The 26,107-nt window shown below is 48.4% G+C and carries 24 protein-coding genes; 6 read left to right on the forward strand and 18 right to left on the reverse strand.

Features of this window, described 5'->3' with window-relative positions; genetic code table 11:
* Positions 1-81: 81 nt before the first annotated feature.
* From L1N97_RS04030 to yacG, 5 genes are all read left to right on the forward strand, one after another.
* Positions 82-1,314: a type II secretion system F family protein gene (locus L1N97_RS04030; protein ID WP_236128888.1), complete on the forward strand. Its 1,233-nt coding sequence runs from the start codon at positions 82-84 to the stop codon at positions 1,312-1,314.
* The gene (locus tag L1N97_RS04035) at positions 1,311-2,189 is read left to right on the forward strand and encodes a prepilin peptidase (RefSeq protein WP_236128889.1); all 879 of its coding nucleotides are present in this window, start codon (positions 1,311-1,313) and stop codon (positions 2,187-2,189) included. The genes L1N97_RS04030 and L1N97_RS04035 overlap by 4 nt, the downstream gene beginning before the upstream one ends.
* Positions 2,186-2,824 (forward strand): dephospho-CoA kinase, encoded by a 639-nt coding sequence (coaE, locus tag L1N97_RS04040; protein ID WP_236128890.1) that lies wholly within the window; start codon positions 2,186-2,188, stop codon positions 2,822-2,824. The genes L1N97_RS04035 and coaE overlap by 4 nt, the downstream gene beginning before the upstream one ends.
* Positions 2,821-3,573, forward strand: a complete 753-nt coding sequence (gene zapD, locus L1N97_RS04045) for a cell division protein ZapD (RefSeq protein WP_236128891.1) — start codon at positions 2,821-2,823, stop codon at positions 3,571-3,573. Before coaE ends, zapD begins: the two co-directional genes overlap by 4 nt.
* Before the next feature lie 189 nt (positions 3,574-3,762).
* Positions 3,763-4,002: a DNA gyrase inhibitor YacG gene (gene yacG, locus L1N97_RS04050; protein WP_236128892.1), complete on the forward strand. Its 240-nt coding sequence runs from the start codon at positions 3,763-3,765 to the stop codon at positions 4,000-4,002.
* A gap of 358 nt (positions 4,003-4,360) precedes the next feature.
* Here the strand turns inward: yacG and mutT are convergent, their stop codons facing one another.
* Positions 4,361-4,768 carry an 8-oxo-dGTP diphosphatase MutT gene (gene mutT, locus L1N97_RS04055; protein ID WP_236128893.1) on the reverse strand — a complete coding sequence of 136 codons (408 nt, stop codon included), beginning with the start codon at positions 4,766-4,768 and terminating at the stop codon, positions 4,361-4,363.
* Positions 4,752-7,472, reverse strand: a complete 2,721-nt coding sequence (gene secA, locus L1N97_RS04060; protein ID WP_236128894.1) for a preprotein translocase subunit SecA — start codon at positions 7,470-7,472, stop codon at positions 4,752-4,754. Before secA ends, mutT begins: the two co-directional genes overlap by 17 nt.
* 220 nt (positions 7,473-7,692) lie before the next feature.
* On the opposite strand from secA, the gene L1N97_RS04065 reads away from it, so the two are divergent.
* Complete coding sequence (locus L1N97_RS04065) at positions 7,693-8,166, forward strand: DUF721 domain-containing protein (protein WP_236128895.1); 474 nt, start codon at positions 7,693-7,695, stop codon at positions 8,164-8,166.
* A 77-nt stretch (positions 8,167-8,243) separates the two neighbouring features.
* Here L1N97_RS04065 and lpxC read toward each other — a convergent pair whose 3' ends face one another.
* The 16 genes from lpxC to mraZ all read right to left on the reverse strand — a co-directional run bounded on the left by lpxC (position 8,244) and on the right by mraZ (position 25,811).
* Positions 8,244-9,155, reverse strand: a complete 912-nt coding sequence (gene lpxC, locus L1N97_RS04070; protein WP_229584793.1) for a UDP-3-O-acyl-N-acetylglucosamine deacetylase — start codon at positions 9,153-9,155, stop codon at positions 8,244-8,246.
* A gap of 145 nt (positions 9,156-9,300) precedes the next feature.
* Entirely contained in the window at positions 9,301-10,464 is a 1,164-nt protein-coding gene (gene ftsZ, locus L1N97_RS04075) for a cell division protein FtsZ (protein WP_226752151.1), read from the reverse strand.
* Positions 10,465-10,491: 27 nt separating this feature from the next.
* Positions 10,492-11,727: a cell division protein FtsA gene (ftsA, locus tag L1N97_RS04080; RefSeq protein ID WP_229584792.1), complete on the reverse strand. Its 1,236-nt coding sequence runs from the start codon at positions 11,725-11,727 to the stop codon at positions 10,492-10,494.
* The gene (locus L1N97_RS04085) at positions 11,724-12,482 is read right to left on the reverse strand and encodes a cell division protein FtsQ/DivIB (RefSeq protein WP_236128896.1); all 759 of its coding nucleotides are present in this window, start codon (positions 12,480-12,482) and stop codon (positions 11,724-11,726) included. Before L1N97_RS04085 ends, ftsA begins: the two co-directional genes overlap by 4 nt.
* Position 12,483: 1 nt before the next feature.
* Positions 12,484-13,395, reverse strand: coding sequence for a D-alanine--D-alanine ligase (locus L1N97_RS04090; protein ID WP_236128897.1), 912 nt, complete (start codon positions 13,393-13,395; stop codon positions 12,484-12,486).
* Positions 13,392-14,846, reverse strand: a complete 1,455-nt coding sequence (gene murC / locus L1N97_RS04095; protein ID WP_236128898.1) for a UDP-N-acetylmuramate--L-alanine ligase — start codon at positions 14,844-14,846, stop codon at positions 13,392-13,394. Before murC ends, L1N97_RS04090 begins: the two co-directional genes overlap by 4 nt.
* A complete protein-coding gene (gene murG / locus L1N97_RS04100; RefSeq protein WP_236128899.1) occupies positions 14,843-15,928 on the reverse strand; it encodes an undecaprenyldiphospho-muramoylpentapeptide beta-N-acetylglucosaminyltransferase in 1,086 nt (361 codons plus the stop codon). Before murG ends, murC begins: the two co-directional genes overlap by 4 nt.
* Positions 15,921-17,123, reverse strand: coding sequence for a cell division protein FtsW (gene ftsW, locus L1N97_RS04105; RefSeq protein ID WP_236128900.1), 1,203 nt, complete (start codon positions 17,121-17,123; stop codon positions 15,921-15,923). The genes murG and ftsW overlap by 8 nt, the downstream gene beginning before the upstream one ends.
* A complete protein-coding gene (murD, locus tag L1N97_RS04110) occupies positions 17,120-18,448 on the reverse strand; it encodes a UDP-N-acetylmuramoyl-L-alanine--D-glutamate ligase (RefSeq protein ID WP_236128901.1) in 1,329 nt (442 codons plus the stop codon). Before murD ends, ftsW begins: the two co-directional genes overlap by 4 nt.
* Before the next feature lie 4 nt (positions 18,449-18,452).
* A complete protein-coding gene (gene mraY, locus L1N97_RS04115; protein ID WP_229584785.1) occupies positions 18,453-19,535 on the reverse strand; it encodes a phospho-N-acetylmuramoyl-pentapeptide-transferase in 1,083 nt (360 codons plus the stop codon).
* Positions 19,529-20,908, reverse strand: coding sequence for a UDP-N-acetylmuramoyl-tripeptide--D-alanyl-D-alanine ligase (locus L1N97_RS04120; protein ID WP_236128902.1), 1,380 nt, complete (start codon positions 20,906-20,908; stop codon positions 19,529-19,531). The genes mraY and L1N97_RS04120 overlap by 7 nt, the downstream gene beginning before the upstream one ends.
* Complete coding sequence (locus L1N97_RS04125; protein WP_229584783.1) at positions 20,905-22,362, reverse strand: UDP-N-acetylmuramoyl-L-alanyl-D-glutamate--2,6-diaminopimelate ligase; 1,458 nt, start codon at positions 22,360-22,362, stop codon at positions 20,905-20,907. Before L1N97_RS04125 ends, L1N97_RS04120 begins: the two co-directional genes overlap by 4 nt.
* Positions 22,352-24,103 (reverse strand): penicillin-binding transpeptidase domain-containing protein, encoded by a 1,752-nt coding sequence (locus L1N97_RS04130; RefSeq protein WP_236128903.1) that lies wholly within the window; start codon positions 24,101-24,103, stop codon positions 22,352-22,354. Before L1N97_RS04130 ends, L1N97_RS04125 begins: the two co-directional genes overlap by 11 nt.
* Positions 24,100-24,408, reverse strand: a complete 309-nt coding sequence (gene ftsL, locus L1N97_RS04135) for a cell division protein FtsL (protein ID WP_229584781.1) — start codon at positions 24,406-24,408, stop codon at positions 24,100-24,102. The genes L1N97_RS04130 and ftsL overlap by 4 nt, the downstream gene beginning before the upstream one ends.
* Complete coding sequence (gene rsmH, locus L1N97_RS04140; protein ID WP_229584780.1) at positions 24,405-25,346, reverse strand: 16S rRNA (cytosine(1402)-N(4))-methyltransferase RsmH; 942 nt, start codon at positions 25,344-25,346, stop codon at positions 24,405-24,407. The genes ftsL and rsmH overlap by 4 nt, the downstream gene beginning before the upstream one ends.
* Positions 25,347-25,811, reverse strand: a complete 465-nt coding sequence (gene mraZ, locus L1N97_RS04145) for a division/cell wall cluster transcriptional repressor MraZ (RefSeq protein WP_226752164.1) — start codon at positions 25,809-25,811, stop codon at positions 25,347-25,349.
* Positions 25,812-26,107: the final 296 nt, after the last annotated feature.

Genomic DNA, 26,107 nt, shown 5'->3' on the forward strand with positions numbered 1-26,107 from the left:
TTACTGACTTAGCATTAGATAGATTAAAGCGACAATCAATTTGAAATAGCATGAATAGAGCGGGCAAAAGGATAATCACAGATGGCGCAGGAACAAAAATTTAAAATAAAAGAACTGCACACCTTCACTTACAAAGGCGTAAACCGCAAAGGTGATCGCAAAACCGGTGAAATTAAAGCCACCAGCGTTGCCGAAGCTAAAGCCCTTGTGCGCCAACAGGGCATCACTCCTTCTGCGGTGAAAAAGAAACCTAAGTCGCTATTTGGTGGTGAGAAAAAAATCACTGCGGCCGATATTTCTATTGTCACCCGCCAGATTGCTACTATGCTGGGCGCTGGCGTACCCTTGGTGCAATCGATCGATCTCATCGCTAATGGTGCAGATAACAAAAGCCTGCGTATTTTAATGCAAAAAATTTCAGTAAAAATTCAAGCCGGTTTACCGCTTTCAGAGACGCTGCGCGAACACCCGAAGTATTTTGATGAGCTGTATTGTGATTTAGTGAAATCCGGCGAGCAATCGGGTGCCTTAGATCGGATTTTTGATCGCATTGCCATTTATAAAGAAAAAGCTGAAGCACTGAAATCAAAAATTAAAAAAGCCATGTTTTACCCCATTGCCGTATTAGTCATTGCACTTATTGTCACTTCAATCTTACTTATTTTTGTCGTTCCACAATTTGCTGCAATCTTTGGAAGTTTTGGTGCCGAATTGCCGGCTTTCACTCTATTTGTATTGGGCATTTCAGAATTTATGCAGTCCTACTGGTGGGTAGTACTGGGCGTGATTATGCTCACGGGTTATTTTGTTGGTAAAGCTTATAAAAACAACCTTAAGTTTCGCACCGCATCGGATGCATTTATTTTAAAAGCCCCGGTGATTGGCAATATTTTGAACAAAGCGGCGGTAGCACGTTTTGCTCGTACCCTATCCACCACTTTTGCAGCCGGTGTGCCATTGATTGAGGCTTTAGAGTCGGCTGCAGGGGCCTCAGGTAATGAGATTTACCGCAATGCCATATTAGAGGTACGCGATGAAGTTTCTTCCGGTAATCAAATGCACTCATCGATGAAACAAACTGATCGCTTCCCAGAGATGGTGATTCAGATGGTCTCCATCGGTGAAGAATCGGGTGCCTTGGATAGTATGCTATCAAAGGTCGCCAATATTTATGAACAAGAAGTCGATGATGCGGTAGACGGCCTTACTGCCTTGCTAGAGCCAATGATTATGGCAGTGCTGGGTGTAGTTATTGGTGGTTTGATTATTGCGATGTATTTACCGATCTTCCAATTGGGCGAGATTGTCGGATGAGTGAGTTAAGTTTAGTTTTTACCACTTATCCATGGCTGTTTTTAAGCCTAGTGGCGTTATTTAGCTTAGTGATTGGCAGCTTTTTAAATGTGCTGATCTATCGGCTACCGATAATGATGGAGCGCGAATGGCAGGCGGAATTTCAAGAATATTTTCAGCCTAACCAGCAACATAAAGCGGCAACCCCTTTTAACTTAGCCGTACCGCGTTCAGCTTGCCCAAAGTGCCAACAACCGATTGCCGCTTACGATAATATCCCGCTGTTAAGTTGGCTATGCTTAAAAGGACGTTGCCGGCAGTGTAAAACCACCATTAGTGCACGTTATCCTGCGGTAGAGTTGTTAACAGCCGTACTATCTACCTTGGTCGCTTGGCAATATGGCCCGACTCTGACCAGTGCAGTACTGATTTTTTTAACCTGGGGCTTAGTGGCGCTGAGCTTTATTGATATTGATAAAATGCTGCTGCCGGATCAGCTGACCTTACCGCTGCTCTGGTTGATGTTGTTATTTAGCATAACTAGCAGTGCCATAGTTAATCCAGAACAAGCCTTGCTTGGTGCCGCAGCCGGTTATTTAAGCCTGTGGTCGGTGTACTGGGCTTTTAAGTTACTGACCGGCAAAGAAGGTATGGGTTATGGTGATTTTAAACTGTTAGCGATTTTTGGTGCGTTGCTAGGCTGGCAGCAATTACCTCTGATTATTTTACTGTCGTCTGTAGTTGGTGCGGTGATTGGTGTGACTTTGCTCAGCATTCAAGGTAAAGATAAAGCGACCCCTATCCCCTTTGGCCCCTATATTGCCGCAGCAGGCTGGATTGCCATGCTCTGGGGTGAGCAAATGACGGGCGCCTATCTGCGTTATCTCGGCCTATGAAGCAGCCTGCTGCAATATCATCACTGCTGATTGGCCTGACCGGCGGCATAGGGAGCGGTAAAAGCACGGTAGCAGAACATTTTAAAGCGCTGGGCGCTCACTATGTTGATGCTGATATCGTAGCACGCGAAGTGGTCATGCCGGGCAGCTCTTGTTTAGCGGCCATCGTGCAACACTTTGGCCAAGGTATGTTGTTAGCCGATGGTCAGTTGGATCGCGCAGCATTACGCAAGAAAATCTTTGCCGATAGCGCCGCCAAACGCTGGTTAGAACAATTACTCCACCCGGCGATCCGCAGCGAGTTACTTAGTCAACTGGCGGCCAGCACGACACCTTACACACTACTGGTGGCGCCCTTATTACTTGAGAACGGTTTAGATAAATGGGTGTCTCGGGTGTTGGTTGTGGATGTGAGCGAACAAACCCAGTTAGCCCGCACGACCACGCGCGATAATAACAGTGAAAGCCAGGTTCGTGCCATTATGGCAGCACAAATCGACAGAGCCGCTCGCTTAGCCGCTGCGGATGATGTTATCAATAACAATGGCACGGCCGCAGAGTTGTTGCCGCAAATTAGCCGCTTACATCAAGCGTATCTTGCAATGAGCCAAAAAATAGGTGAAAAACCGCAGTGACGACTGCCGAATTAATTTACGAACATCCGCTTAACGAAAAAATCCGCACCTACTTACGGGTTGAGCACTTATTTACCCAACTCAATAGCCTGGCCGACCTAGAAAATGAAGCACAGCAGCTCAGTTATTTTAGCGCCTTATTTACGCTAATTGATGTGTTAGATCGGCATGATATCCGCCCCGATTTACTGAAAGATATAGAACGCTGTGAAAATCAATTAGTGCAATGGTCACGCCATCCATCGGTGTCTGATAAAAAGCTGCAAGTGATGCTGCAACAAGCGCTGCGTTTACAAAGCGACTTATTGCGCAGTGGCAAATTAAGTAGCCCGCTCAAAGACGATGTGTTTTTAGCGCCGCTGCGCCAACGGTTTGGCTTACCCGGTGGTTGCTGTTACTTTGATATGCCACAGCTACAATACTGGCTAGCCTTACCGCAAGCAGAACGACAACAGCAGCGCGCAGAATGGCATAACGCCTTGCAACAAACGGAGCAAGCCATTCAATTTGTACTCAGCTTTGTGCGTGAACGTGGCCATTTTCAAACGATCAGCAGTGATAACGGTTTTTACCAACAAAATGCTGAACAGTTTGAACTGCTGCGCATTAAATATCAGCAGTCGGGTGGCTCCTTTCCTACGGTGAGCGGTAATCGTTATCGCTATGCCATCCGCTTTATGCAATTAACCGAGCAAGCCGGCCGCAGTGTGTGTGCTGAAGCGGTAAGTTTTCAATTGGCATGCTGTTAGCACTGACAAGTCTTCTGTTTTAATACAACTGATATTGCAAGCTTTTACTTGCCGCCATCATTTTTAATCTGGCCTGTAGATAAGTTCTCTGGCTGTGCCTAACGCATACAGAGCTGATCTGTTACAATCCACACATGTTTATTGTTGCTGCCATAGATCTCGCAGCAGCAGCCGTTAGAGGAGCCCTGCATGACCACTACAATTCAATGTCCTACCTGTAAAACGCCGGTTATTTGGCAAGCCGAATCCGTATTTCGCCCTTTTTGTAGCGAGCGCTGTAAGTTAATCGACTTAGGTGATTGGGCCGCAGAAAATCATCGTATTCCCGATAAAATGCCGATTGATGCAGCGTTATCAGAAGCGTATTTAGCAGAATTAGAGCAAGACATGATAGCGCAGGATAATCAGTTTTTTAAAAATACAGATTAATGCTAGGGCTTGTTGACGTTTGATGGTTGTTTTTGCAGCTGAGTGGCTGGTATTTATACAAGGCAGAGCTTGTGCCGTGTAGTTATTCTACATAAACAAGCGACCCGTTTGTATGGAGCAAACGGGAACAGCTCTGCTGACCGAAGGCGAAATATAGGATATATTTCGTATAACGCAGTAGAAATGCCAGCCACACGCTGCAAAAATGCGCTTAACTCAGTTCACAGTTAATCATTAGCTTAGCTGTGAGTGTTGAGTGTTAAGTGTTGAGTGTTGAGTTTTGAGTTTTGAGTTTTGAGTTTTGAGTTTTGAGTTTTAAGTTTTGAGTTTTGAGTTTTGAGTTTTGAGTTTTGAGATATTAGAGAAAGTGTTGTTGCAGATGTTCAACAATTGGCTGATTAGCATCGGGCAATGTAATAGTATCAAGCTCACTGATAGCAAACCACTTTACTGCTTGCCCTTCTAAGCCTTGCGGCTCACCACTAAACTCAGTAACCAAACGAATATCCAAAAACACTTCACGCTCTGGATATTGATAACGCAATTGCAGCAAAGGGGAACTGGCCTGCACTGTAATACCAATTTCTTCGGCTAATTCGCGAACCAAGGCGTACTCTGTTAACTCACCTTGTTCCAGCTTACCGCCTGGAAACTCCCATTTCCCCCCTTGATGCTGTGATGCTTTGCGCAACGCAAGCAACACCTGCTGTTGACGCACAATCACGCCAACAGCCACATGCAACACCGCTTTAGCTAAGTTGGCCATGACAGTGCTTGTATTTTTTACCTGAACCACAAGGACAGGCGTCATTACGCCCTACTTTAGCACCGTCACGCATCACTGGGGCAGCGTTTTGCATACCTTCTGGTAAATCACTAGCTAACTGCTCGGCATCCGCATGTTGATAGTTATGCGGTACGTTGTCAGCTTGACGACGTTGCTCTTCAACTGCTTCAACATCTTCTGCCGCTTTCACTTGCACGCGACTAAGAATACCAATCACATCCAGTTTCAGTGCTTCCAACATGTTGGTGAATAACTCAAAAGATTCGCGCTTATATTCTTGCTTCGGATTCTTCTGCGCATAACCACGTAGGTTGATCGCTTGACGCAAGTGATCCATCGCCGCCAAATGCTCTTTCCAGTGCGTATCTAAGCTTTGTAACATAATGGCTTTTTCGAACTGACGTAGCACTTGTGGGCCGACCATCTGTTCTTTTGAATTGTAAGACGCGCTCACTTCTTCTTGAATACGCTCACGTAGCTTCTCTTCAAACAGCTTTTTGTCATCCGCTAACCATTGGCTAATCGGCAATGCCACGCCAAAGTCGGCTTGCAGACGCTGCTCTAAACCAGGGATATCCCACATTTCGTCCATAGACTGTGGCGGGATATAGTCATTAATCATGCTGTTAACAACGTCATCACGAATGGCATGAATGGTTTCACTAATATCGTCGGCATCTAACAAGTCATTACGTTGCTCATACACCACTTTACGTTGGTCATTGGCTACGTCATCAAACTCAAGTAACTGCTTACGAATATCAAAGTTACGCGCTTCCACTTTACGTTGTGCGTTTTCAATGGCACGACTGACCCAAGGGTGCTCGATAGCTTCACCTGGCGCCATACCAATACGGCGCATCATCGCCGCCATCCGATCTGAGGCGAAAATCCGCATCAAGGCATCTTCTAGCGATAAGTAAAAACGGGAAATACCTGGGTCACCTTGACGACCGGCACGACCACGTAACTGGTTATCAATACGACGCGATTCGTGACGCTCAGTACCAATGATATGCAAACCACCGGCTGCAATCACGGCATCATGGCGTTTCTGCCATTCTGCTTTCGCTGCCGCAACCACTTCGGCATCCGCATCGGCACCTAAGGCTTGTAATTCACTCTGCCAGCTACCGCCTAAGACGATATCGGTACCACGACCCGCCATGTTAGTGGCGATAGTGACCGTGCCTGGGCGACCGGCATCAGCAATAATTTGTGCTTCGTTAGCGTGAAACTTAGCGTTTAATACTTGGTGGGTAATTTTGGCTTTGTTCAGTAACGTTGATAAGTATTCTGAGCTTTCAATTGACGCCGTACCTACCAGCACAGGGCGGCCAGTATCGCGAGCGGTTTTCACATCTTCGATAATGGCGTTGTATTTATCTTCAGCCGTTAAATACACTAAATCGGCCAAATCTTGGCGTACCATCGGCTTGTTGGTTGGTACCACTATGGTTTCTAAACCATAGATTTGTTGGAACTCAAACGCTTCGGTATCTGCAGTACCGGTCATACCGCCTAATTTGTCATATAAGCGGAAGTAATTTTGGAAAGTAATAGACGCCAGCGTTTGGTTTTCGTTTTGAATGCGCACGCCTTCTTTGGCTTCTACCGCTTGGTGTAAGCCTTCAGACCAACGACGACCTTCCATTGTTCGGCCCGTGTGCTCATCGACAATAACGATATCGCCATCTTTTACAACGTAATCAACATCGCGTTTAAACAACTGATGCGCACGTAAGGCGGCATACACATGGTGTAGTAGCGTAATATTTGCAGCAGAGAATAAGGTGTCATGCTCACCAATCATGCCGCGCTCTCGCAACATGTTTTCGACTTGAATTTGACCCGCTTCCGTTAAGTACACCTGACGGGCTTTTTCATCCACGGTAAAGTGGCCATCACCGTGTTTATCTTCTTCGTCTTCTTTTTCTTGGCGCACTAACTCGGGCACTAGCACGTTAATCTTTTTATACAGCTCAGAGCTGTCTTCGGCGGGACCGGAGATAATCAGTGGTGTCCGCGCTTCATCGATCAGGATTGAATCCACCTCGTCGATAATGGCAAAGGCCAGATCGCGCTGCACACGTTCTTGTGGCGAGAACGCCATGTTGTCTCGTAGATAGTCGAAACCGAATTCATTATTGGTGCCGTAAGTGATATCGGCGGCATAGGCTTTCTGCTTTTCTGGGTGTGCCATGCCGGGCACGTTAACACCCACAGTTAAGCCTAAGAAGGTAAACAACGGCTCGTTAGTTTGCGCATCACGCTTTGCCAGATAATCGTTAACGGTAATAACATGTACCGACTTGCCACTCAGAGCATTTAGGTAAGCAGGCAAAGTCGCTGTTAAGGTTTTACCTTCACCGGTACGCATTTCCGAGATTTTACCTTGATGCAGCACCATACCACCGACCAGTTGCACATCAAAGTGACGCATGTCAAACACGCGCTTACTGGCTTCGCGCACGGTGGCGAAGGCTTCAGGCAGAATGTCGTCTAAGGTCGCGCCGTCTTGTACGCGCTGTTTAAATTCGCTGGTTTTCGTTTTTAATTGTTCATCACTCAGCTTTTCGTATTCCGCTTCCAGCGCGTTGATTTGCTGTACCTGTTTTTTTAATTTTTTTAAGAAACGGTCATTACGGCTACCAATTAATTTGGCAAAAAATTTTCCAAACATTATCCAGATACCATTTTAAGTTAAAGCTGCAATGCAGCCCTGGCCATGCCAGTATTATCGTCAGTGTGAGGTCTGGCTTAATGCTCAGACATGGGCCGAAGTTAACAGGATATGGTGATGGTTTATCCTGCTTTCAAGGGCAGTGGCTACTGCTACTGCCGCAGCCTAAAAACTGTTACACTTTGTGCGTTGTTTTACTATTTCAAACAGGCTGCTGCAAATGAAACGTTATAGCCATAAACCAGAAGATTTAACTAAACTTTTTAGTCATAGCACTCTGGCTGGCGTGCAACAGCAGTTTCAATTAATCGGTAAACTTAATGCAGAATTGTGTCAGATCCTGCAATTAACACAGCTCACCTCTTGTCAGGTCGCAACCATTAAAGAGGGGCGAGCGATTATTTTATGTAGTTCGGCAGCCTGGGCTACGCGACTAAAAATGCAACGCGACGCCATTCTAGACAATTTCCGCAAAAAAATCTTGCCTGAATTAGCAGGGATTGATATCGAAGTGTCACCTGTAGGCCAAACAAAGCCATTACACGTGCAAGAGCAACCGGCAAAACCCTATTGTGCAACCTTAAGTCATGATACCCGCTTACAGTTACAACAGGCCGCTGCGCAAACCGATGGCCCAGTGCAACAAGCCTTACAGCGCTTATTGCGCAATATGCCTGATAACACACCGCGCTAACGGCAAGGCTTAAAACCGCTTAAGTGAGATCCCATGCTAAATTGCAGACGAAAAAAAAGCCGCTTAGCGGCTTTTTCTTAGGCAAGTTGCGGTGCCAAAAAGGATATCGGCATTTCTGCCTTATCTTCAAAGGTCACAAATTCCCAGTTTTCTTGCTTGGCTAGTACCGCTGATAACAGTTGGTTATTTAAACCATGACCTGTTTTATACGAACGGAACTCACCTAAAATACTGTGACCAGCCATGTAAAGATCGCCGATGGCATCTAACATCTTGTGCTTAATAAACTCATCGTCATAACGCAGGCCATCTTGGTTTAACACACGGAACTCATCGAGCACCACGGCGTTATCCATGCTGCCACCCAGCGCTAAATTGTTAGCACGTAAAAATTCAACTTCGTGCAGGAAGCCGAAAGTACGCGCACGGCTGATTTCTTTAATAAAGCTGGCGGCTGAAAACTCCATCACCACGTGTTGCGTGGTTTCTGAAATGATCGGGTGATTAAAGTTAATGGCAAAATCTAACTTAAAGCCATTGTAGGGCTTAAATTCTGCCCATTTATCACCGTCTTCTACCCGGACCGTTTGTTTAATGCGAATAAACTTCTTCGCTAAACGCTGCTCGGCAATACCCGCTTCTAATAACAAATAGACAAATGGGTTGGCGCTGCCGTCCATAATAGGGATTTCTGCTGAGTCAACATCAATAACTAAGTTATCAATGCCCAGGCCAGCAATCGCGGCCATTAAATGCTCAGTGGTGGATAACCGCACACCCTGTTCGTTAATCAAACAGGTACACATTACAGTATCGCCCACTAACGAAGGGGTGATTTTGAAATCGACTACCGGAGACAGGTCTACACGCCGGAATACAATGCCGGTATTGTCAGGTGCAGGTCGGAGAGTAAGCGTAACCTTTTCACCTTTGTGTAAACCCACACCGACAGAGCTAACAGTCTGTTGAATGGTACGTTGTTTAATCATAAGTTTTTCCTGCTCAATTAGTAAGCAATCATAAACGGGCGCGCAGCATAGCACATCACTAATAGTATGCCAATTATTAGCTTAACAGCGGATGAATCTCATCTGCTTGACTATGTCTACTTTACGCTGTCGAAAGCGACAGCGATTAATCAGCCTGTTTTCTTAAAAACGCTGGGATATCGAAAATATCGATGCCGCCTTTTGCTTCAGCCTGTGGCTTAGTTTGTGGCAACTCTTCACGTTGTGCCGCAACCGCAGGAGCCGGTTGACGCACAGCATTACCGTGTTGGACATAACTTGTAGTAACAGGTTCAGCGCGATGCGTTGGTACTAAGCTGATATCTGGGCGACGATCCGCACCGATACCGGTTGCCACCACAGTAACGCGTAATTCGTCATGCATTTCTGGGTCAATAACAGCACCCACTACCACGGTCGCATTTTCTGAAGCGAAAGCTTTGACGGCATTACCGACAATTTCAAACTCTTCAATGCTGATATCTAAACCGGCGGTAATGTTCACTAAAATACCTTTCGCACCCGATAAATCGATATCTTCTAACAGTGGGCTAGAAATCGCTTGTTCAGCGGCTTCTTCAGCACGGTCAGGACCACTGGCGCGGCCAGTACCCATCATGGCAGTGCCCATTTCCGACATCACAGTACGTACGTCGGCGAAGTCAACGTTGATCAAACCTGGACGCGTAATAAGTTCAGCAATGCCCTGCACGGCACCGAGTAACACGTTATTAGCAGCTTTAAAAGCATCCAGTAAGCTAGTGCCTTTACCTAATACTTTTAATAATTTATCGTTAGGAATAGTAATTAACGAGTCAACATGTTTGCTTAACTCTAAAATACCTTCATCAGCATAAGCAGTACGCTTTTTACCTTCGAAGGGGAAAGGTTTCGTCACAACCGCAACCGTCAGAATACCTAACTCACGCGCCACTTCCGCAACGATGGGTGCAGCACCTGTACCCGTACCACCGCCCATACCGGCTGCGATAAAGATCATATCCGCGCCTTGTAGGGTTTTCTTGATGGTTTCACGATCTTCTTCTGCCGAACGACGACCAATTTCTGGATTCGCACCCGCACCCAAACCTTTGGTTACGCTGGCACCCAGTTGTAAGGTGACATTGGCAGAAGAATTACGTAGTGCTTGGGCATCGGTATTCGCCGCCACAAACTCTACGCCTTCAATATTGCTAGCAACCATATATTCCACGGCGTTACCACCGCCACCACCAACACCAATAACTTTAATGACCGCTTCTTGGTTGTGGTTTTCCATTAACTCAAACATAGCTCTCTCTCCGTTTTTTACGCTTACTTAAAACTGACCATTGAACCAGCTGCTAATTTTTTTAAAAAAGCTGCTGACTGAATCACGGCTTTGACTGGCTGCCTTGTTCTGGCTGCGCACGTCCTTGCCATAGAGTAACAAGCCAATGACGCTGGCGTAGGCCGGGTCATTAACATATTCTTTTAAACCGGTAATGTGCATCGGATAACCGACCCGCACCGGCATTTGGAAAATATCTTCGGCAAATTCGACCGCGCCTTCCATCTTGGCGGTACCCCCAGTTAACACTAAACCGGCAGCAATTTGCTCTTCTAAACCACTGGAGCGAATTTCTTCTTGCACCAGTTCAAATAATTCTTGGTAACGCGGTTCAACCACTTCCGCTAGGGTATGACGCGACATAGACCGCGCGGCTCGCCCCCCGACACTGGGTACTTCGATGCTTTCTTCTTTACCCACCATGCTGCGCAGCGCGCAAGCATACTGCACTTTGATCTCTTCCGCATGACTAATTGGTGTACGGAAAATTTTCGCGATATCACTGGTTACCTGATTGCCCGCTACCGGGATGACTGCCGTGTGGCGTAAGGCGCCATTAGTGAAGATCGAAATATCGATAGTGCCACCGCCGATATCGACCACGCAGACCCCTAACTCTTTTTCGTCGTCGGTTAACACGGCATAACTTGATGCCAGCGACGAGAAAATAAGCTGATCAACATGTAAGCCACAACGCTCGACACACTTCTCAATATTCTTCGCCATATCGTTCGCACAAGTAATAATGTGTGCCCGCGCTTCCATCCGAACGCCTGACATACCTACTGGGCTTTTAATGCCCTCTTGCATGTCGACCGAGAACTCTTGAGGTAAGACATGCAACATGCGACGCTCGGCGGAAATGGGTACCGATTTCGCTGCATGGATCACATTGGCCACGTCCTCGTTGGTCACTTCGGTATCGTTAATCGGCACCATGCCACTTTCGTTTTGGCAACGAATATGCTTACCGGTAATACCTAAATACACTGACGATACTTGGCAATCCGCCATTAACTCGGCTTCATTGATCGCGCGCTGTACTGCCTGCACCACCAAGTTCAAGTCGTTGACGCCGCCTTTATCCATGCCACGCGATACATGGGTGCCAACACCCACGATGCTCAGCTGATTGTCTGCGGTAATTTCGCCCACAACCGCCTTAATCTGGGCAGTACCGATATCCAAGCCTACAATCAAATCCCGCTCTAATGACTTTGTCATGTTTTTCTCTTTGTCTCTGTTGCACCATAGCGCACGGCAATACCCGTGTCATAACGTAAATCTACTTCCACCATGGCGGCGTTTATCTTGTGTTGCTGCATGGTGGGATACAACTCAACAAACCGCTGAAGCCGCTTTAATGATTCTTCCCTGCCCAGTTGCAGCTGTAAGCCATCGGCTAATTCTAGGCGCCAAGCAAAACGCTCGGTTAACCAAATTTGCCGCACACTAAACTCATGTAACTGCAGCAATTGCTGCATATTAGTAAACATGTTCAGGGCATCCTGCGCTGAGCCTGCTGGCCCATGCAATAGGGGTAGCGAAGTGGTCAGCTGTTCGAGTGGGGCATCAAACACCACCCCTTTGTTGTTGATCAGCTGCTCTGAATTCCACACCGCGACCGGTTGCTGCTCTGTCACCACCACCACCAAGGTATCAGGCCATTGTTTGCGCACGGCGACCTGATAAACCCAGTGTTGTTGTTGCAGGAACTGCTGCACCTGATCCACGTTCACTCTAAAAAAGTTACCGACATATTCCTGTTGAATGCGTTGCTGTAACGCTTTGGCATCCAAATGCTGAAAATTGCCATACAACTTCACTTGTGAAATCGGTACACTTTGTTGATCTTGTACCCATTGCACTAACTTCACCGTTAAATAACCTAAAAACACTAACGAGCAGCCAAAAAACACCAGCCCCGCGATAAAAGCGGCTCGGCTAGGTGTAGCTGGCACGGTCGCAGTGTTCGTCATACTAGCGGCGCGCCGACTCAGCTTGCGTTAAAATCGCCAGCACTAACTGTTGAAAACTGTAACCGGCGGCTTTCGCTGCCATGGGCACTAACGACTTTTCTGTCATGCCCGGTACAGTATTCACTTCTAATAAATAAAATTGACCTTGCTGGTCCAGCATTAAATCAACCCGGCCCCAACCTGAAGCGCCCACGGCTTGAAAAGCCGCTAAAGCGGTTTTTTGCATTGCTTGTGTCAGCTCTGCCGTTAATGGCGCAGGGCATAAATATTCGGTGCTATTGGCCTGATACTTCGCTTCGTAATCATAAAAGGAGCGTGGTGTGCGCATCTCAACAATCGGCAATACCGCACCATTTAAGATGGCGATAGTAAATTCACGCCCTTCAATCCAGCGCTCGACTAAGACTTCTTCGTCATATTGATGGGCTGTTGCAATAGCTTGCGCTAACTCTTCAGCCGTGACTGCCACGCTCATGCCAATGCTTGAGCCTTCATTGGCAGGCTTAACCATCACTTTGCCACCGAGTTGCGCTAGCATGGCGGCGTAATCTTCTGTGCCTGGCCTGGCTACAGCAAAAGCCGCCGTTGGTAATCCTTGGGCTTGAAACAACCATTTACAGCGAATTTTATCCATCGCTAAGGCAGAACCCAGCACACCGCTACCGGTATAAGGCAGGCCGCGCTGCTCTAAAGCGCCTTGCATTACGCCGTCTTCGCCGCCGCGCCCGTGTAACACAATAAACACTTTATCAGCGTCTAGGCTGCTTAAATCTTCTTGTTGTGGGTCAAATGCAAAGGCATTAACGCCAGCGTCTAATAATGACGCTAACACCGCTTTGCCAGAACGTAACGACACTTCACGCTCAGCTGAAGAACCGCCAAACATCACCGCTACTTTTGCGTTTTGGCTCATAACGCAGCTCCCTTAGTCGCTTTTAATTGTTCGATATTTAATCCCAAAGCACTCAGTTGTTTTACTAAGGTGCCGATATTGCCCGCGCCCTGCGTTAACACCACATCCCCGTCTTGCAGCACATCGGCTAAACACGCGGCTAAATCGCTTGGCTGCGCCACATAGATGGGTTCTAACTGGCCACGCGCTCGAATAGAACGCGCTAAACTACGGCTATCGGCCCCGGCAATTGGCGCCTCGCCTGCAGCGTACACTTCCAATAATAATAAGGTGTCCACTTCAGACAGTACTCGAGCAAAATCATCATACAGATCACGGGTACGGGTATAACGATGTGGCTGATAACACATCACCAAACGTCGTTCTGGCCAAGCATTGCGCACCGCCGCAACGGTAGCGGCAACTTCTGTTGGGTGATGACCGTAATCATCGAGCAAGATGGCTTTGCCACGACCGGTGTCAAATTCACCATACTGTTGAAAACGCCGACCAATGCCTTCAAATTTACTTAATGCTGCTAAAATTGCCGGTTCCGCTATGCCTTCGTCTTGCGCTAAGGCAAAAGCGGCGGTGGCATTTAACGCATTGTGCTTGCCTGGCAAATTTAGGATCACTTGCCGGGTTTGACCTTGAGCATCACGAATACTGAACTGCGTGCGTGTGCCAGACTGCTGAAAATCGCTGATTTGAAAATCGGCATCTTCACTAAAACCATAGGTCAGCACCGTGCGGCCAATACGCGGGATCAAATCACGTAATACGGGGTCATCTAAACAAATCACCGCCATGCCATAAAACGGCAGGTTATGTAAAAACTCTAAATAGGTGGCTTTTAGCTTTTCAAAGTCACCTTGATAGGTGTCCATATGATCCGCTTCAATATTGGTGATCACCGTTGCCATCGGTTGCAAATGTAAAAACGAAGCATCGCTTTCATCGGCTTCGGCAATTAAATAACGGCCCGCCCCTAAGCGCGCATTGGAACCGGCAGAATTTAACAAGCCGCCAATCACGAAAGTGGGATCGGCACCGGCTTCAGCAAAAATTGAGGCGAGTAAGCTGGTCGTCGTGGTTTTGCCATGCGTACCTGCAATAGCAATACCATGGCGAAAACGCATTAATTCACCAAGCATTTCGGCACGGCGTACCACAGGAATGCGCAACTCGCGTGCGGCTTGCACTTCAGCATTGTCGTTTTTAATGGCGCTAGAAACGACTACGACACTGGCACCTTGAATATTTTCAGCACTGTGGCTAAAGAATAATTCTGCACCAAGGCTGCGCAATCTGTCGGTAACGGTGTTCGGTGCGATATCCGAGCCGGAAACCTTATAGCCTTCATTGACTAATACTTCGGCAATACCGCCCATGCCGGCACCACCAATGCCAACAAAGTGAATGCGTTCAACCCGGCGCATCGCCAGTTTTTTCTGTTGTGGCGTGGTAATCATACTGCTTGTCCTGTTACTTGCCGACATACTGCTACTACTGCGGCAGTCGCATTGTCTCGTGCCTGCTGCCTGGCATTTTGCGCAAACTGCTGCAGCACACTTTTATCTGTTAAACACGGCGCCAATAATGGCACTATGCCTGTTTTGATGAGTTCCGACTGCGGTAATAACCAGCCCGCGTCAGCACCGGTTAAACTGCGGGCATTGGCGGTTTGGTGATCATCAATCGCGCTGGGCAGCGGTACAAAGATTGCGGCGACACCAACGGCGGCCACTTCGCTGACGGTCAAGGCACCGGCACGACAAATCACCACATCAGCCCAACGATAAGCCGCTAACATACTGTCGATAAAGGCACTGACCTGCACCGACACACCCTTTGCTTGTAATGGCTGGTAAGCGGCTTGCACTTGCGCCAGCATCGCTTCGCCCGTTTGATGCCAAATCGCGATCTCACCTTGTGCGGCCAGCGTGCTAAATTGCTCGGGTAACTGCTCGTTTAAGGCTTTCGCGCCTAAACTGCCGCCGACCACTAAAATGTTGAGCGGCTGCTCACTGGTACGCGGTTGGCGACAAGCAATCAGTTCAGCCCGCACCGGATTGCCCACCACCTGTTGTTTAGCTGAATTGGCAAACGCTGCCGGAAAAGCCACTAACACCTGCTTGGCTAAACGCGCTAGCAATTTATTGGTGCTACCGGCAACGGCATTTTGTTCATGGATCAATAAAGGCACACCGGCTAACCAGGCAGCCACGCCACCGGGGCCACTGGCATAACCACCAAAGCCAATCACTAAGCTCGGTTTTACCTGCTTAACCACTTGCCGCGCCTGTCGGATCGCCCGCCACACCATCAGCGGCGCATGCACAATGCTGCGCCAGCCTTTACCACGTAAACCCGCCACTTGGATGGCATGAAATGCCCAGCCAAAACTCGGTACTAAACGCGCTTCCATCCGATCTGCAGTGCCAAGCCAAGCAATCTCCCAGCCTTCAGCATGCAATGCTTTTGCTACTGCCTGTGCTGGAAAAATGTGGCCACCGGTGCCACCGGCCATAATCAACGCTAGCGGTTTAGTCATGCTTACCCCCGCTAACGGCCTGCTTGCCTTGCATCCGTACTTCAAAGTCAATGCGCAGCAATAAAGCCGCGGCCATTAACATGATAATTAAGCTACTGCCGCCGTAACTGACAAAAGGTAAGGTCATACCCTTGGTCGGTAACATACCGCTGGCCATACCGGCGTTTACGGCGGTTTGAAAACCAATCCAAATGGCTAAGGCATAGGCTAAGAAACCGTGGAAACTCATGCCTTTTTGTAAGGCACGATTACCCATCATCAGCGCACGAAAAACGAGTAAGAACAACAAACTTAATAACGCCGCCACCCCTAGAAAACCGGTTTCTTCGCCAATAACGGCAATAATAAAGTCGGTGTGCGCCTCGGGCAGATATTCTAATTTTTGAATACTGTTACCCAAACCTTGGCCAAACCAACCACCGCGACCAAAAGCCATTAACGACTGGGTTAACTGATAACCACTGCCAAAGGGATCAGCCCAAGGATCAAGGAAGGCCGTGACCCGACGCCAGCGGTATTCGCTGTAAAAAATCAGTACACCCACTGCGGCAATCCCAGTGAGAATTAACGCAATAAACTGCCACAGCCGAGCACCGGCTAAAAACAGCAACACCACCGCAGTGGCGAACATCACGATCACGGTGCCTAAGTCAGGCTGCATTAACAGCAACACTGCAAAAATAAATAGCATGATTAATGGCTTAAGAAAGCCCATTAAGTTTTCACGTACTTCTTCATGCCGCCGCACCAAATAACTGGCTAAATACACAAAGAAATACAATTTAGCCGGTTCAGCCGCCTGAATGTTGATGGGGCCTAACGCTAACCAACGGGTTGAACCGTTGACGTTTTTACCAAACAATAGCACGGCCACCAGTAACGCTAAGGCGGCAAATAACAGCTGCATATTGTAGTTATGCCAAAAGCTGATAGGTAAACGCATCACGACCAAGGTCGCGCCTAAACCAATGAACATATACACTAAATGGCGCAGCGTGAAATGCAGCGGATTGTCAAATAAACGTTCAGCCACCGGAATAGAGGCACTGGTTACCATCACTAAACCCAGTGTCAGGATTAACAACAGTACGGTTAAAAACATACTGTCGTAATTACCCTGATCTTTACTCTGCCACCAAGCATCAAAGCGAGGTAACGGATTAAAACGACCACCCAGTAAAGCTGCTTTAATCATTTCAGCTCCTTTACTGCTTTGGCAAACTGCTCGCCGCGATCGGCATAGCTTTTAAACATATCTAAGCTGGCACAAGCCGGTGATAACAACACCATATCGCCTGCTTTAGCTAACGCCGCTGCGGCGCTGACCGCTTGCTGTAATGTTTTGACTTGTACGCTGTCGGCTTTTAACGCGGCAATCGCTGGGCCATCTTGGCCTAAGGTAATCAAATGCTGCACATCTTGCTGCAATACGGTTTGTAACTCTTGCACATCAGCGCCTTTGGCGTCGCCGCCAGCAATCAAAATCAGCTTGCCTTGAATGCCAGGGCGTAAACCCGCTAAGGCGGCTAAAGTCGCGCCAATATTGGTCGCTTTTGAATCATTCACCCAGCGCACGCCATTAAGCTCGGTCACCAACTCACAACGATGCGCTAAACCGCTAAAAGTACGTAAAGTGGCCGCTAAGGCTGCACGAGAAGCCCCCGCCGCTAAGGCTAAAGCCGCAGCCGCTAGCGCATTAAACTGGTTATGCTCGCCAAACAGGCTCATCTCAGCGACGGGCAATAACGGCTCACCCTCTACTAACAACCAAGGCGCTTGCTGATGCTGCACAATGCCGTAACCACTGGCGTTGGGTTTTAAACTCAGTGCCAAGCTAGCGTGCGACTGAGCGGGTTGCGTCATGCGGTCATCCGCATTGTAAATGGCTAATTGGCTATGCCGATGAATACGCTGTTTGGCTGCCGCGTACTCGGCAATGGTGTTATACCGATCCAGATGGTCAGCGCTGATGTTTAAATTCACACTGGCGACGACCTTTAAGCTATCGGTGGTTTCTAATTGAAAGCTGGATAGCTCCAACACAAACACTTCAGCATCACTGTGGTTGATCGCTTCTAATACCGGTAAACCGATATTGCCGGCCGCAACTGCTTTGATACCGCTTTGCTGCAACATGGCCGTAGCCAACATGGTCACGGTCGACTTGCCATTAGAACCGGTGATCGCCAAGACCGGTTTGCGGTTGAAATGCGCAAACAGCTCAACATCACCAATAATCTTAGCGCCTTGTAACCGAGCAAAACGCAAGGCCGGATGCTTCACCGACAAACCCGGGCTGACGATAATCAGTTCCATCTGCGCCAGTCTATTGGCGTCTAACTCACCTAAGTAGATACCATCGACTTTCTCAACCGGAATCTGCTCTAGGCCAGCGGGTTGTTTGCGGGTATCCATCAATACCGGCTTGATCCCTTGCGCAAGCAAAAAGCGTACGGTCGCCAGGCCAGAAAGACCGAGCCCCACTACTGCAATTCGTTTTGCTGTTAGGATACTTTGCATGCTGTTATCTCAGTTTCAGGGTGGCGAGGCCAACCAGCACAAAAATGATGGATAAGATCCAGAAACGCACAATAACGCGCGGCTCTGGCCAGCCCTTTAATTCGTAATGATGATGAATAGGTGCCATACGGAAAATGCGTTGTTTACGCAGTTTGTAAGAGCCAACCTGCAGGATCACCGACAGGGTTTCCATGACGAAAATTCCGCCCATGATAAACAGCACGATCTCTTGGCGCACCAAAATGGCGATCACACCTAGCACCGCACCTAATGCCAACGAGCCGACATCGCCCATGAACACCAAAGCCGGATAGGTGTTAAACCATAAGAAACCTAAACCTGCACCAATTAGCGCGGCACAAAACACCACTAACTCACCGGCATAGGGTAAATAAGGAATATTTAAATAACTGGCAAAATTAACGTTACCGCTGGCATAAGCAATGATAGCAAAAGCCCCCGCCACCATAATGGTCGGCACTATCGCCAAACCATCTAAGCCGTCAGTTAGGTTAACGGCATTACTGGTGCCGACAATGACGAAGTAACTGAGGGCAATAAATAATAAACCCAGTTGCGGCATCACATCTTTAATAAAGGGCACGAGCAGTGCCGTTTCAGCTGGCCGCTCTGCGGTGCTATACAAGAAAATGGCGGTAATAAGGGCGAATACGGATTGCCATAGGTATTTCCAGCGCGCGATTAAACCACGGGGATCTTTTCGGATCACCTTACGGTAATCATCGATAAAGCCGATAGCCCCAAAGCTAACGAGTACAAATATCACCACCCAAACGTATTTGTTGGCTAAATTAGCCCACAGCAGCGTAGAGATTAACACTGAACCGAGGATCAAAATGCCGCCCATTGTAGGCGTGCCTTTTTTCGAAAAATGACTCTCTGGGCCATCATTGCGAACCACTTGCCCAATTTGCATGCGCTGCAGCGCCGCAATCAGCTTAGGCCCTAAATAAAGGCTTAATAATAACGAGGTTAACACGCCTAAAATGGCGCGAAATGTCAGATAACTAAAGACATTAAAGCCGGTGTAATATTGTGTTAGATATTCTGCTAACCAGACTAACATGCTGGGATCTCCTGCTGACAACGTTCTAGCAAGTCTTGTACTACTAATTCCATCTTCGCACTGCGCGAACCTTTAACCAGCAGTGTCACTGCCGTTTCGGCTGCAATAATGGGCAGCAATTGCGTAATTAGCGTTTGCCGTTGGCTGAAATGTGCTCCTTGCTGTTTGAACACATCACTGGCGCTCTGTGATAACACACCGACAGTGAACAACAGATTAATCCCAGCCGCTTTGGCATATTCACCGATTTCTTCGTGGTATAAACGCGCATTGGTGCCAAGCTCACCCATGTCTCCGAGGATCAACCCCCGAAAGCCACTGTAACTGGCCAATAAGTCAATGGCGGCTTTTACCGACTCGACATTGGCGTTGTAGGTGTCATCGATAATTTTTAGCGTTGAGCTAACCTGGATCAGATTAGTGCGCCCTTTCACAGCACGCATTTTTGCTAAACCTTGCTGTACCTGCTGCGCACTGATACCAATGGCAATAGCAGCTGCCGCGGCGGCAAGCGCGTTAGCCACATTATGACGCCCTGGCACCGTTAAACTTATTGGCAGCTGCTCTGTTGGCGTGTGCAACGTAAAATGCGCACAGCCAAGGCTGTCTAATTGCACTGCTGAAGCATAAAAATCGGCTTGTGGCTTATCTACGCTAAAGGTCAGGCAGGGTAAATGTGCCACCTGGGTGAGCCAGAAATCACTGTAATCACTGTCTAAAGAGATGACCGCCGTGCCTGATGCGGGAATACCCTGATAAATTTCTGCTTTAGCGCGAGCAACACCGGCAATATCGCCAAAGCCTTCTAAATGTGATGCGGCAGCATTAGTAATGAGCGCCACATCGGGTTTCACCAAAGCCGTGGTATACGCAATTTCGCCATGATGATTGGCGCCCAGCTCCATCACCGCGTAGCGATGTGCTGCCGTTAAACGTAATAAGGTGAGTGGCACACCGATGTCATTATTGAAATTACCCGAGGTTGCTAACACCTCGGCTTGCTCACTTAAAATAGCCGCTAGCATTTCTTTTACCGTGGTTTTACCGGCACTGCCCGTCACGGCGATGGTTTTAGGAGCTAAGCGTGCTTTTAATGCCGCAGCAAACTGGCCTAAGGCTATACGCCCGTCGGGGACTAAAATATAAGGCACATCCACCGGTGGTACTTCACTACAAATTAACGCCACCGCACCTTTACTGACGACATCAGTTAAAAAGTGATTGGCATCAAAGTTCGCCCCTTTTAAAGCAATAAATAACGCGGCACCGCTTAATGTTCGACTATCCGTGCTCACTGCATCGATTTGCACATCAGCACCCTGCCAGGTGGTGCCCAGCATTTGGGCTATCTCTGATAATTTAAGCGTGATCATGATGCCATCTCCGCCACCAATTGTTGAACATAGGCTCTTTCATCGTAATGCAGTACTTGGTTACCCATGATTTGTTCTGTTTCATGGCCTTTACCCGCCACCAAAATAATGTCGCCCTGTTGCGCTTCGGCAATGGCTAACTTGATGGCGGAGCGTCGATCGGGCTCGATGGTGTAGTTGCTTTGCGGATGCATACCCGCCGCAATATCTTGCAAAATCTGTAAGGGATCTTCGCTACGTGGGTTATCCGACGTGAGAATAATATGATCGGCTAATTGTTCTGCCAGCTGCCCCATGATGGGCCGCTTACCTTTGTCACGATCACCACCACAGCCAAATACCGCCCATAGATGATTATCACAATGCTGACGCAAGGCCCGTAATGTTTGATCCAAGGCATCAGGTGTGTGAGCGTAATCGACCACTACTGTCGCACCGGTTTTTAGGCTGTACTGTTCCATGCGCCCAGCCACCGGTTGCAATAAAGCCGCTACCGCAATCAAGTCAGACAGGGAATGGCCCAAGGCGTGTAAACACTTCACGGCGGCCAGCGCGTTTTGCACATTAAATTCACCCAGCAACGGCAAATTTAACTCGTAGTTTTTAGCGGCATACTTCAACTGACAATAAGTCCCGTGGGCTTTTGGGCTCAAACGTTGGTAGCTCAGTGCCTGCACATCCGATTTACAATCAATACTGGCACCATAAGCATGCACGGGGATCTGCATTTGCTCGGCGTAATGACGACCGGTTTCATCCGATAAATTCACAATGGCCAGCATACTTTGCTCAGGTTTGAACAATAGCGCTTTTGCCGCAGCATAAGCGGGCATACTGCCGTGGTAATCTAAATGATCACGACTTAAATTGGTAAACACTGCCGCCGCAAAATGCAAACCGGCCACGCGCTTTTGAACTAACGCATGCGAGGACACTTCCATGGCCACTAAACGCACACCTTTACTGACCATTTCCGCCAGGATGCGCTGAATATCGACAAAGTGCGGCGTGGTGTTTTTTAAGGGCGTAAGCTGTTGCCAGTTGCCATAACCTAGGGTGCCAATCACCGCGCTCTTAACACCAAGCTCGCCAGCAAGCTGAGCAATAAAGCTACTTACAGACGATTTGCCATTAGTGCCGGTAACGCCAATTAATGTCAGTTGCTGTTGTGGCTGGCCATAAAAGTCAGCCGCCAATTTCGGTAACACCGTATTCAGCCGTGGTATGGCCAACACCCGACTATCGCTCGAATGGGTGTTTTCCGTCAGTACTAAGGCGGCGCCTTGAGCCAAGGCTTTATCAATAAATAAACTGCCATCTGTGGTTGTGCCGGGTAAAGCAATAAACACATCGCCAGGCATCACGTCGCGGCTATCAATGCGTAAGTGCTGCAACTCTAAAGACGGCACTTCACTGAGGTAATTCGCTAACCAACGTTGACTATTAACCGGCATTTTGACCTCCACGAACCGCGGTGATCCTTGGGCGGCTCTGTCCATCTGGTGGCAAATTAAGCAGCTGCATCGCTGCTCCCATAATATTGGCAAACACCGGGGCAGCAATCTCGCCACCATGGTAAAAATCACCGGCAGGTTCGTTAATCACCACCACACAGGCTAATCGCGGTTGGCTGATTGGGCCGACACCGGCAAAAGAAGCGATATAATCATCACCGTAGCCGCCGGCGACGGCTTTACGAGCCGTACCTGTTTTGCCGCCTACGCGATAACCGGGCACCTGTGCACGTGTTGCCGTGCCACCAGGACCAATATTCGCTTCCATCATTTCCAGCATAGCCAGCGCAAACTCTTCTTTTAATACCCGCTCGCCCAACTCTGGTTCCGTTTGTTTAATGATACTTAGTGGCCGATTAATACCGCCATTGGCCATGGTGGCGTAAGCGCGTGCCAGTTGCACAGCGGTAACCGATAAACCATAACCGTAAGAAAAGGTAGCGCGTTCAAAGTCAGACCAACGCTGGCGGAAACTAAAAATACCGGTGCTTTCACCAATAATGGAAGCGCCCGAATCTTGGCCTAACCCCATATTGTGATACAAACCAATCACATGTTGATGCGGCACTTCTAACACTAAGCGCGCTACCCCCATGTTGCTCGATTTTTGAATAATACCGGTGAGATCTAAGCGATTGTAATTAGAGGGATCGCGCACCCAACTGCCACCAATGCGCATAAAACCAGGGCTAACATCCACTACCGTATCTAAATTGGCCGAGCCAAACTCTAAAGCGCTTAAGACCGCTAACGGCTTCATAGTAGAACCCGGTTCAAAGGTGTCGGTAATGGCCCGATTACGAAAGCGATGGATGGGCGTATTACGGCGGTTATTCGGGTTAAACGAGGGGCTATTCACCATGGCTAAAATTTCGCCGGTTTGCACGTCGATCACCACTGCCGAACCAGACGCAGCACCATTGGATAACACCGCTTTTTTCAATTCACGATAAGCTACCGCTTGAATACGTTGATCGATGCTCAGCACCACGGTGGCCGACTCGGTCGCTTGCTCGCGCTCTAATACTTCGATTTCACGGCCTTTGGCGTCTTTACGATAGACCTTGCGACCCGCTGTACCAGTGAGTAAATCATTAAAACGTTTTTCAACACCTTCTACGCCAACGTCATCGACATTGGTAAAACCGATTAACTGCGCGGCAACTTCGCCAGCAGGATAATAACGACGCGATTCTTGGCGGAAATGAATACCGGGCACGCGCAGCTTGCGCACATAATCGACCACTGCTGGATTAACTTGGCGCTGTAAATAAACAAAACGCCGCTGCGGGTTATCACCGATGCGGCTAAGAAGTTGCTGCGGGCTCAGTTGCAGAATTTCTGCTAGCGCATGCCAACGCCGCTCATCCCCCGGCGCGTTGCGCTCCAGTACTTCTTTAGGATCTGCCCAAATGGCTTCTACCGGTACACTAACAGCCAATGCTTCGCCATGCCGATCGAGGATCATGCCGCGCATCACTTTGTCAGATTCCACGCGTAAACTGCGCAAGTCACCCTGAGTAACCAGCATATCCGGCTCAAGCACTTGTAACCAAGCGGCCCGCGCAACCAAGGCTACAAACACCGCGCTAATACTGACCAGCACAAAAGCAAAACGCCAGCCGAGTACGGCGGGCTGCGTTCTGGTTTTTGCTTGGGCCTTGCTTACCGGGCGTTTCATTGTAATTTCACCGTAATATCACGATCGCCCGTGGGGCGCTGCATATTCAGTTGTCGCCGCGCAATCTCTTCTACACGACTGTGTTCGGCTAACGCACGTTGCTCTAACAGCAAATTGCGCCATTCGGTATCGAGCTGATCACGCTGTTGATAATTTAAGTCCTGCTGGATCGTTAATTGCCGGTTTAAATGCGACATTTGCACGACGGCCAAGGCAGACAGCAAACACGCCAACAACAACGCGATAACTAACTTACGTTGTTGCAGTTCCTGGGCAATGATTTTGATCAGCTGGACTTGTTTCATAGCGCCTGCCTCTCTGCGATACGCAACACCGCACTTCGTGAGCGCGGATTTGCAGCCAGCTCGGCGGCAGAAGGCATAATCGCTTTACCTATTAAGCGCAGCGGGATCGCCTTATATAACTGAGCATCCGTTAACGGTAAGCCACGCGGCACCGGTTCAGGTTTGGAATGGCGACGCATAAATTGTTTTACTAGACGATCTTCTAACGAATGAAAGCTGATCACACAAAGCCGGCCACCAGGCTTTAGCGCTGCCATTGCGCCCTGTAACGCTAAATTCACCTGCTCCAATTCACTGTTAACGTAAATACGAATGGCTTGAAAACTGCGGGTCGCAGGGTGTTTTTTCTCTTTTGGGCTTTTCGGCAGCACATTGCTAATTAAATTAGCCAGCTCACTGGTGCGTGTTAGGGGTTGCTCAGCACGGTGGGCAACGATGGCATTAGCAATACGCCAAGCCGATTTCTCTTCACCGTATTCCCGCAGCACAAAAGTAATGTCTTCGACATCGGCATGGGCTAACCACTGAGCTGCAGATAAGCCATTTGTAGGGTCCATCCGCATATCCAGCGGACCATCGCGCATAAAACTAAAACCACGTTCAGCTTCGTCTAATTGTGGGGAAGACACGCCAAGGTCAAGTAAAATGCCATCGATTTTGCCGAAAATGTTTTGTTGTTCGGCGATGTTTGCCAGGGCGGCGAAGGGGCTATGGGTGATGTGAAAACGCGCATCGGCGAGCAGTGGGGCTGCAGCGGCAATGGCGGAAGGATCGCGATCAATAGCGAATAAGCGGCCATTAGGCCCTAACGCTTGTATTATTTCTCTACTGTGACCGCCACGGCCGAAAGTGCCATCTAAATAGATGCCATCAGCCTTGATTGCCAGGCCTGCTAACGTTTCCGCTAACAGTACCGAGATATGTGGACTTGTGGTCATTTACAGTACAAAATCCTGTAATCGTTCTGATAACTCCACAGTACCGGCTTCTGCTTGCTCCAGCTCAATATCCGCTGCAAGCCGCTCTTGCCAGGCTGCTTCATCCCAGATTTCAAATTTATTTAATTGGCCCACCAAACGGATGTTTTTCGTTAATCCAGCGTGTTGCCGCAATGAAGCTGGCAACAAAATACGGCTGCTTTTATCCATATCACAGTCGGTGGCATTACCCAGTAATAACCGCTGTAAACGGCGTTCCTGAGGATTTAAGCTTGAGAGAGATTTCAGTTTTTCTTCTATTTCTTCCCACTCAGCTAGCGGAAATAGCAACAAACAGGGATCGTGCAAATCGATGGTGCAAATCATTTGGCCCTGAAATTCAGACATAAGGCGTTCACGGTAACGCGCTGGAAGCGCTAACCGGCCCTTTTCGTCTAATGTCAGTGTAAATGATCCACGAAACATCTTAGTTTGCCCGCCTTAAGAGTTTGCGTTGCTCGAGTAAAGTATCAGAGACGACAAAAAGGGGTGTCAGCTACCACTATCACCACAAATTTACCAAAATGATCCACAATTACCCACATATCCCCACAACGAGACAGTTTAGGGTGCCGCTTCCGCTGCTGTCAAGGTAAAAACACCGGCAAAGATCGAATAAGATCGAGCTAAAATAAGCGCTCTAGCGAAGTGGATGATTTTGGTAGGAAATTCCTTTTGCGCAGAGTGAAGCAGCGTGCTTGCTATTGTGGAATAATTTATTC

The organism is Rheinheimera sp. UJ63 (genome assembly GCF_021568285.1).
GTDB lineage: Bacteria > Pseudomonadota > Gammaproteobacteria > Enterobacterales > Alteromonadaceae > Alishewanella > Alishewanella maricola.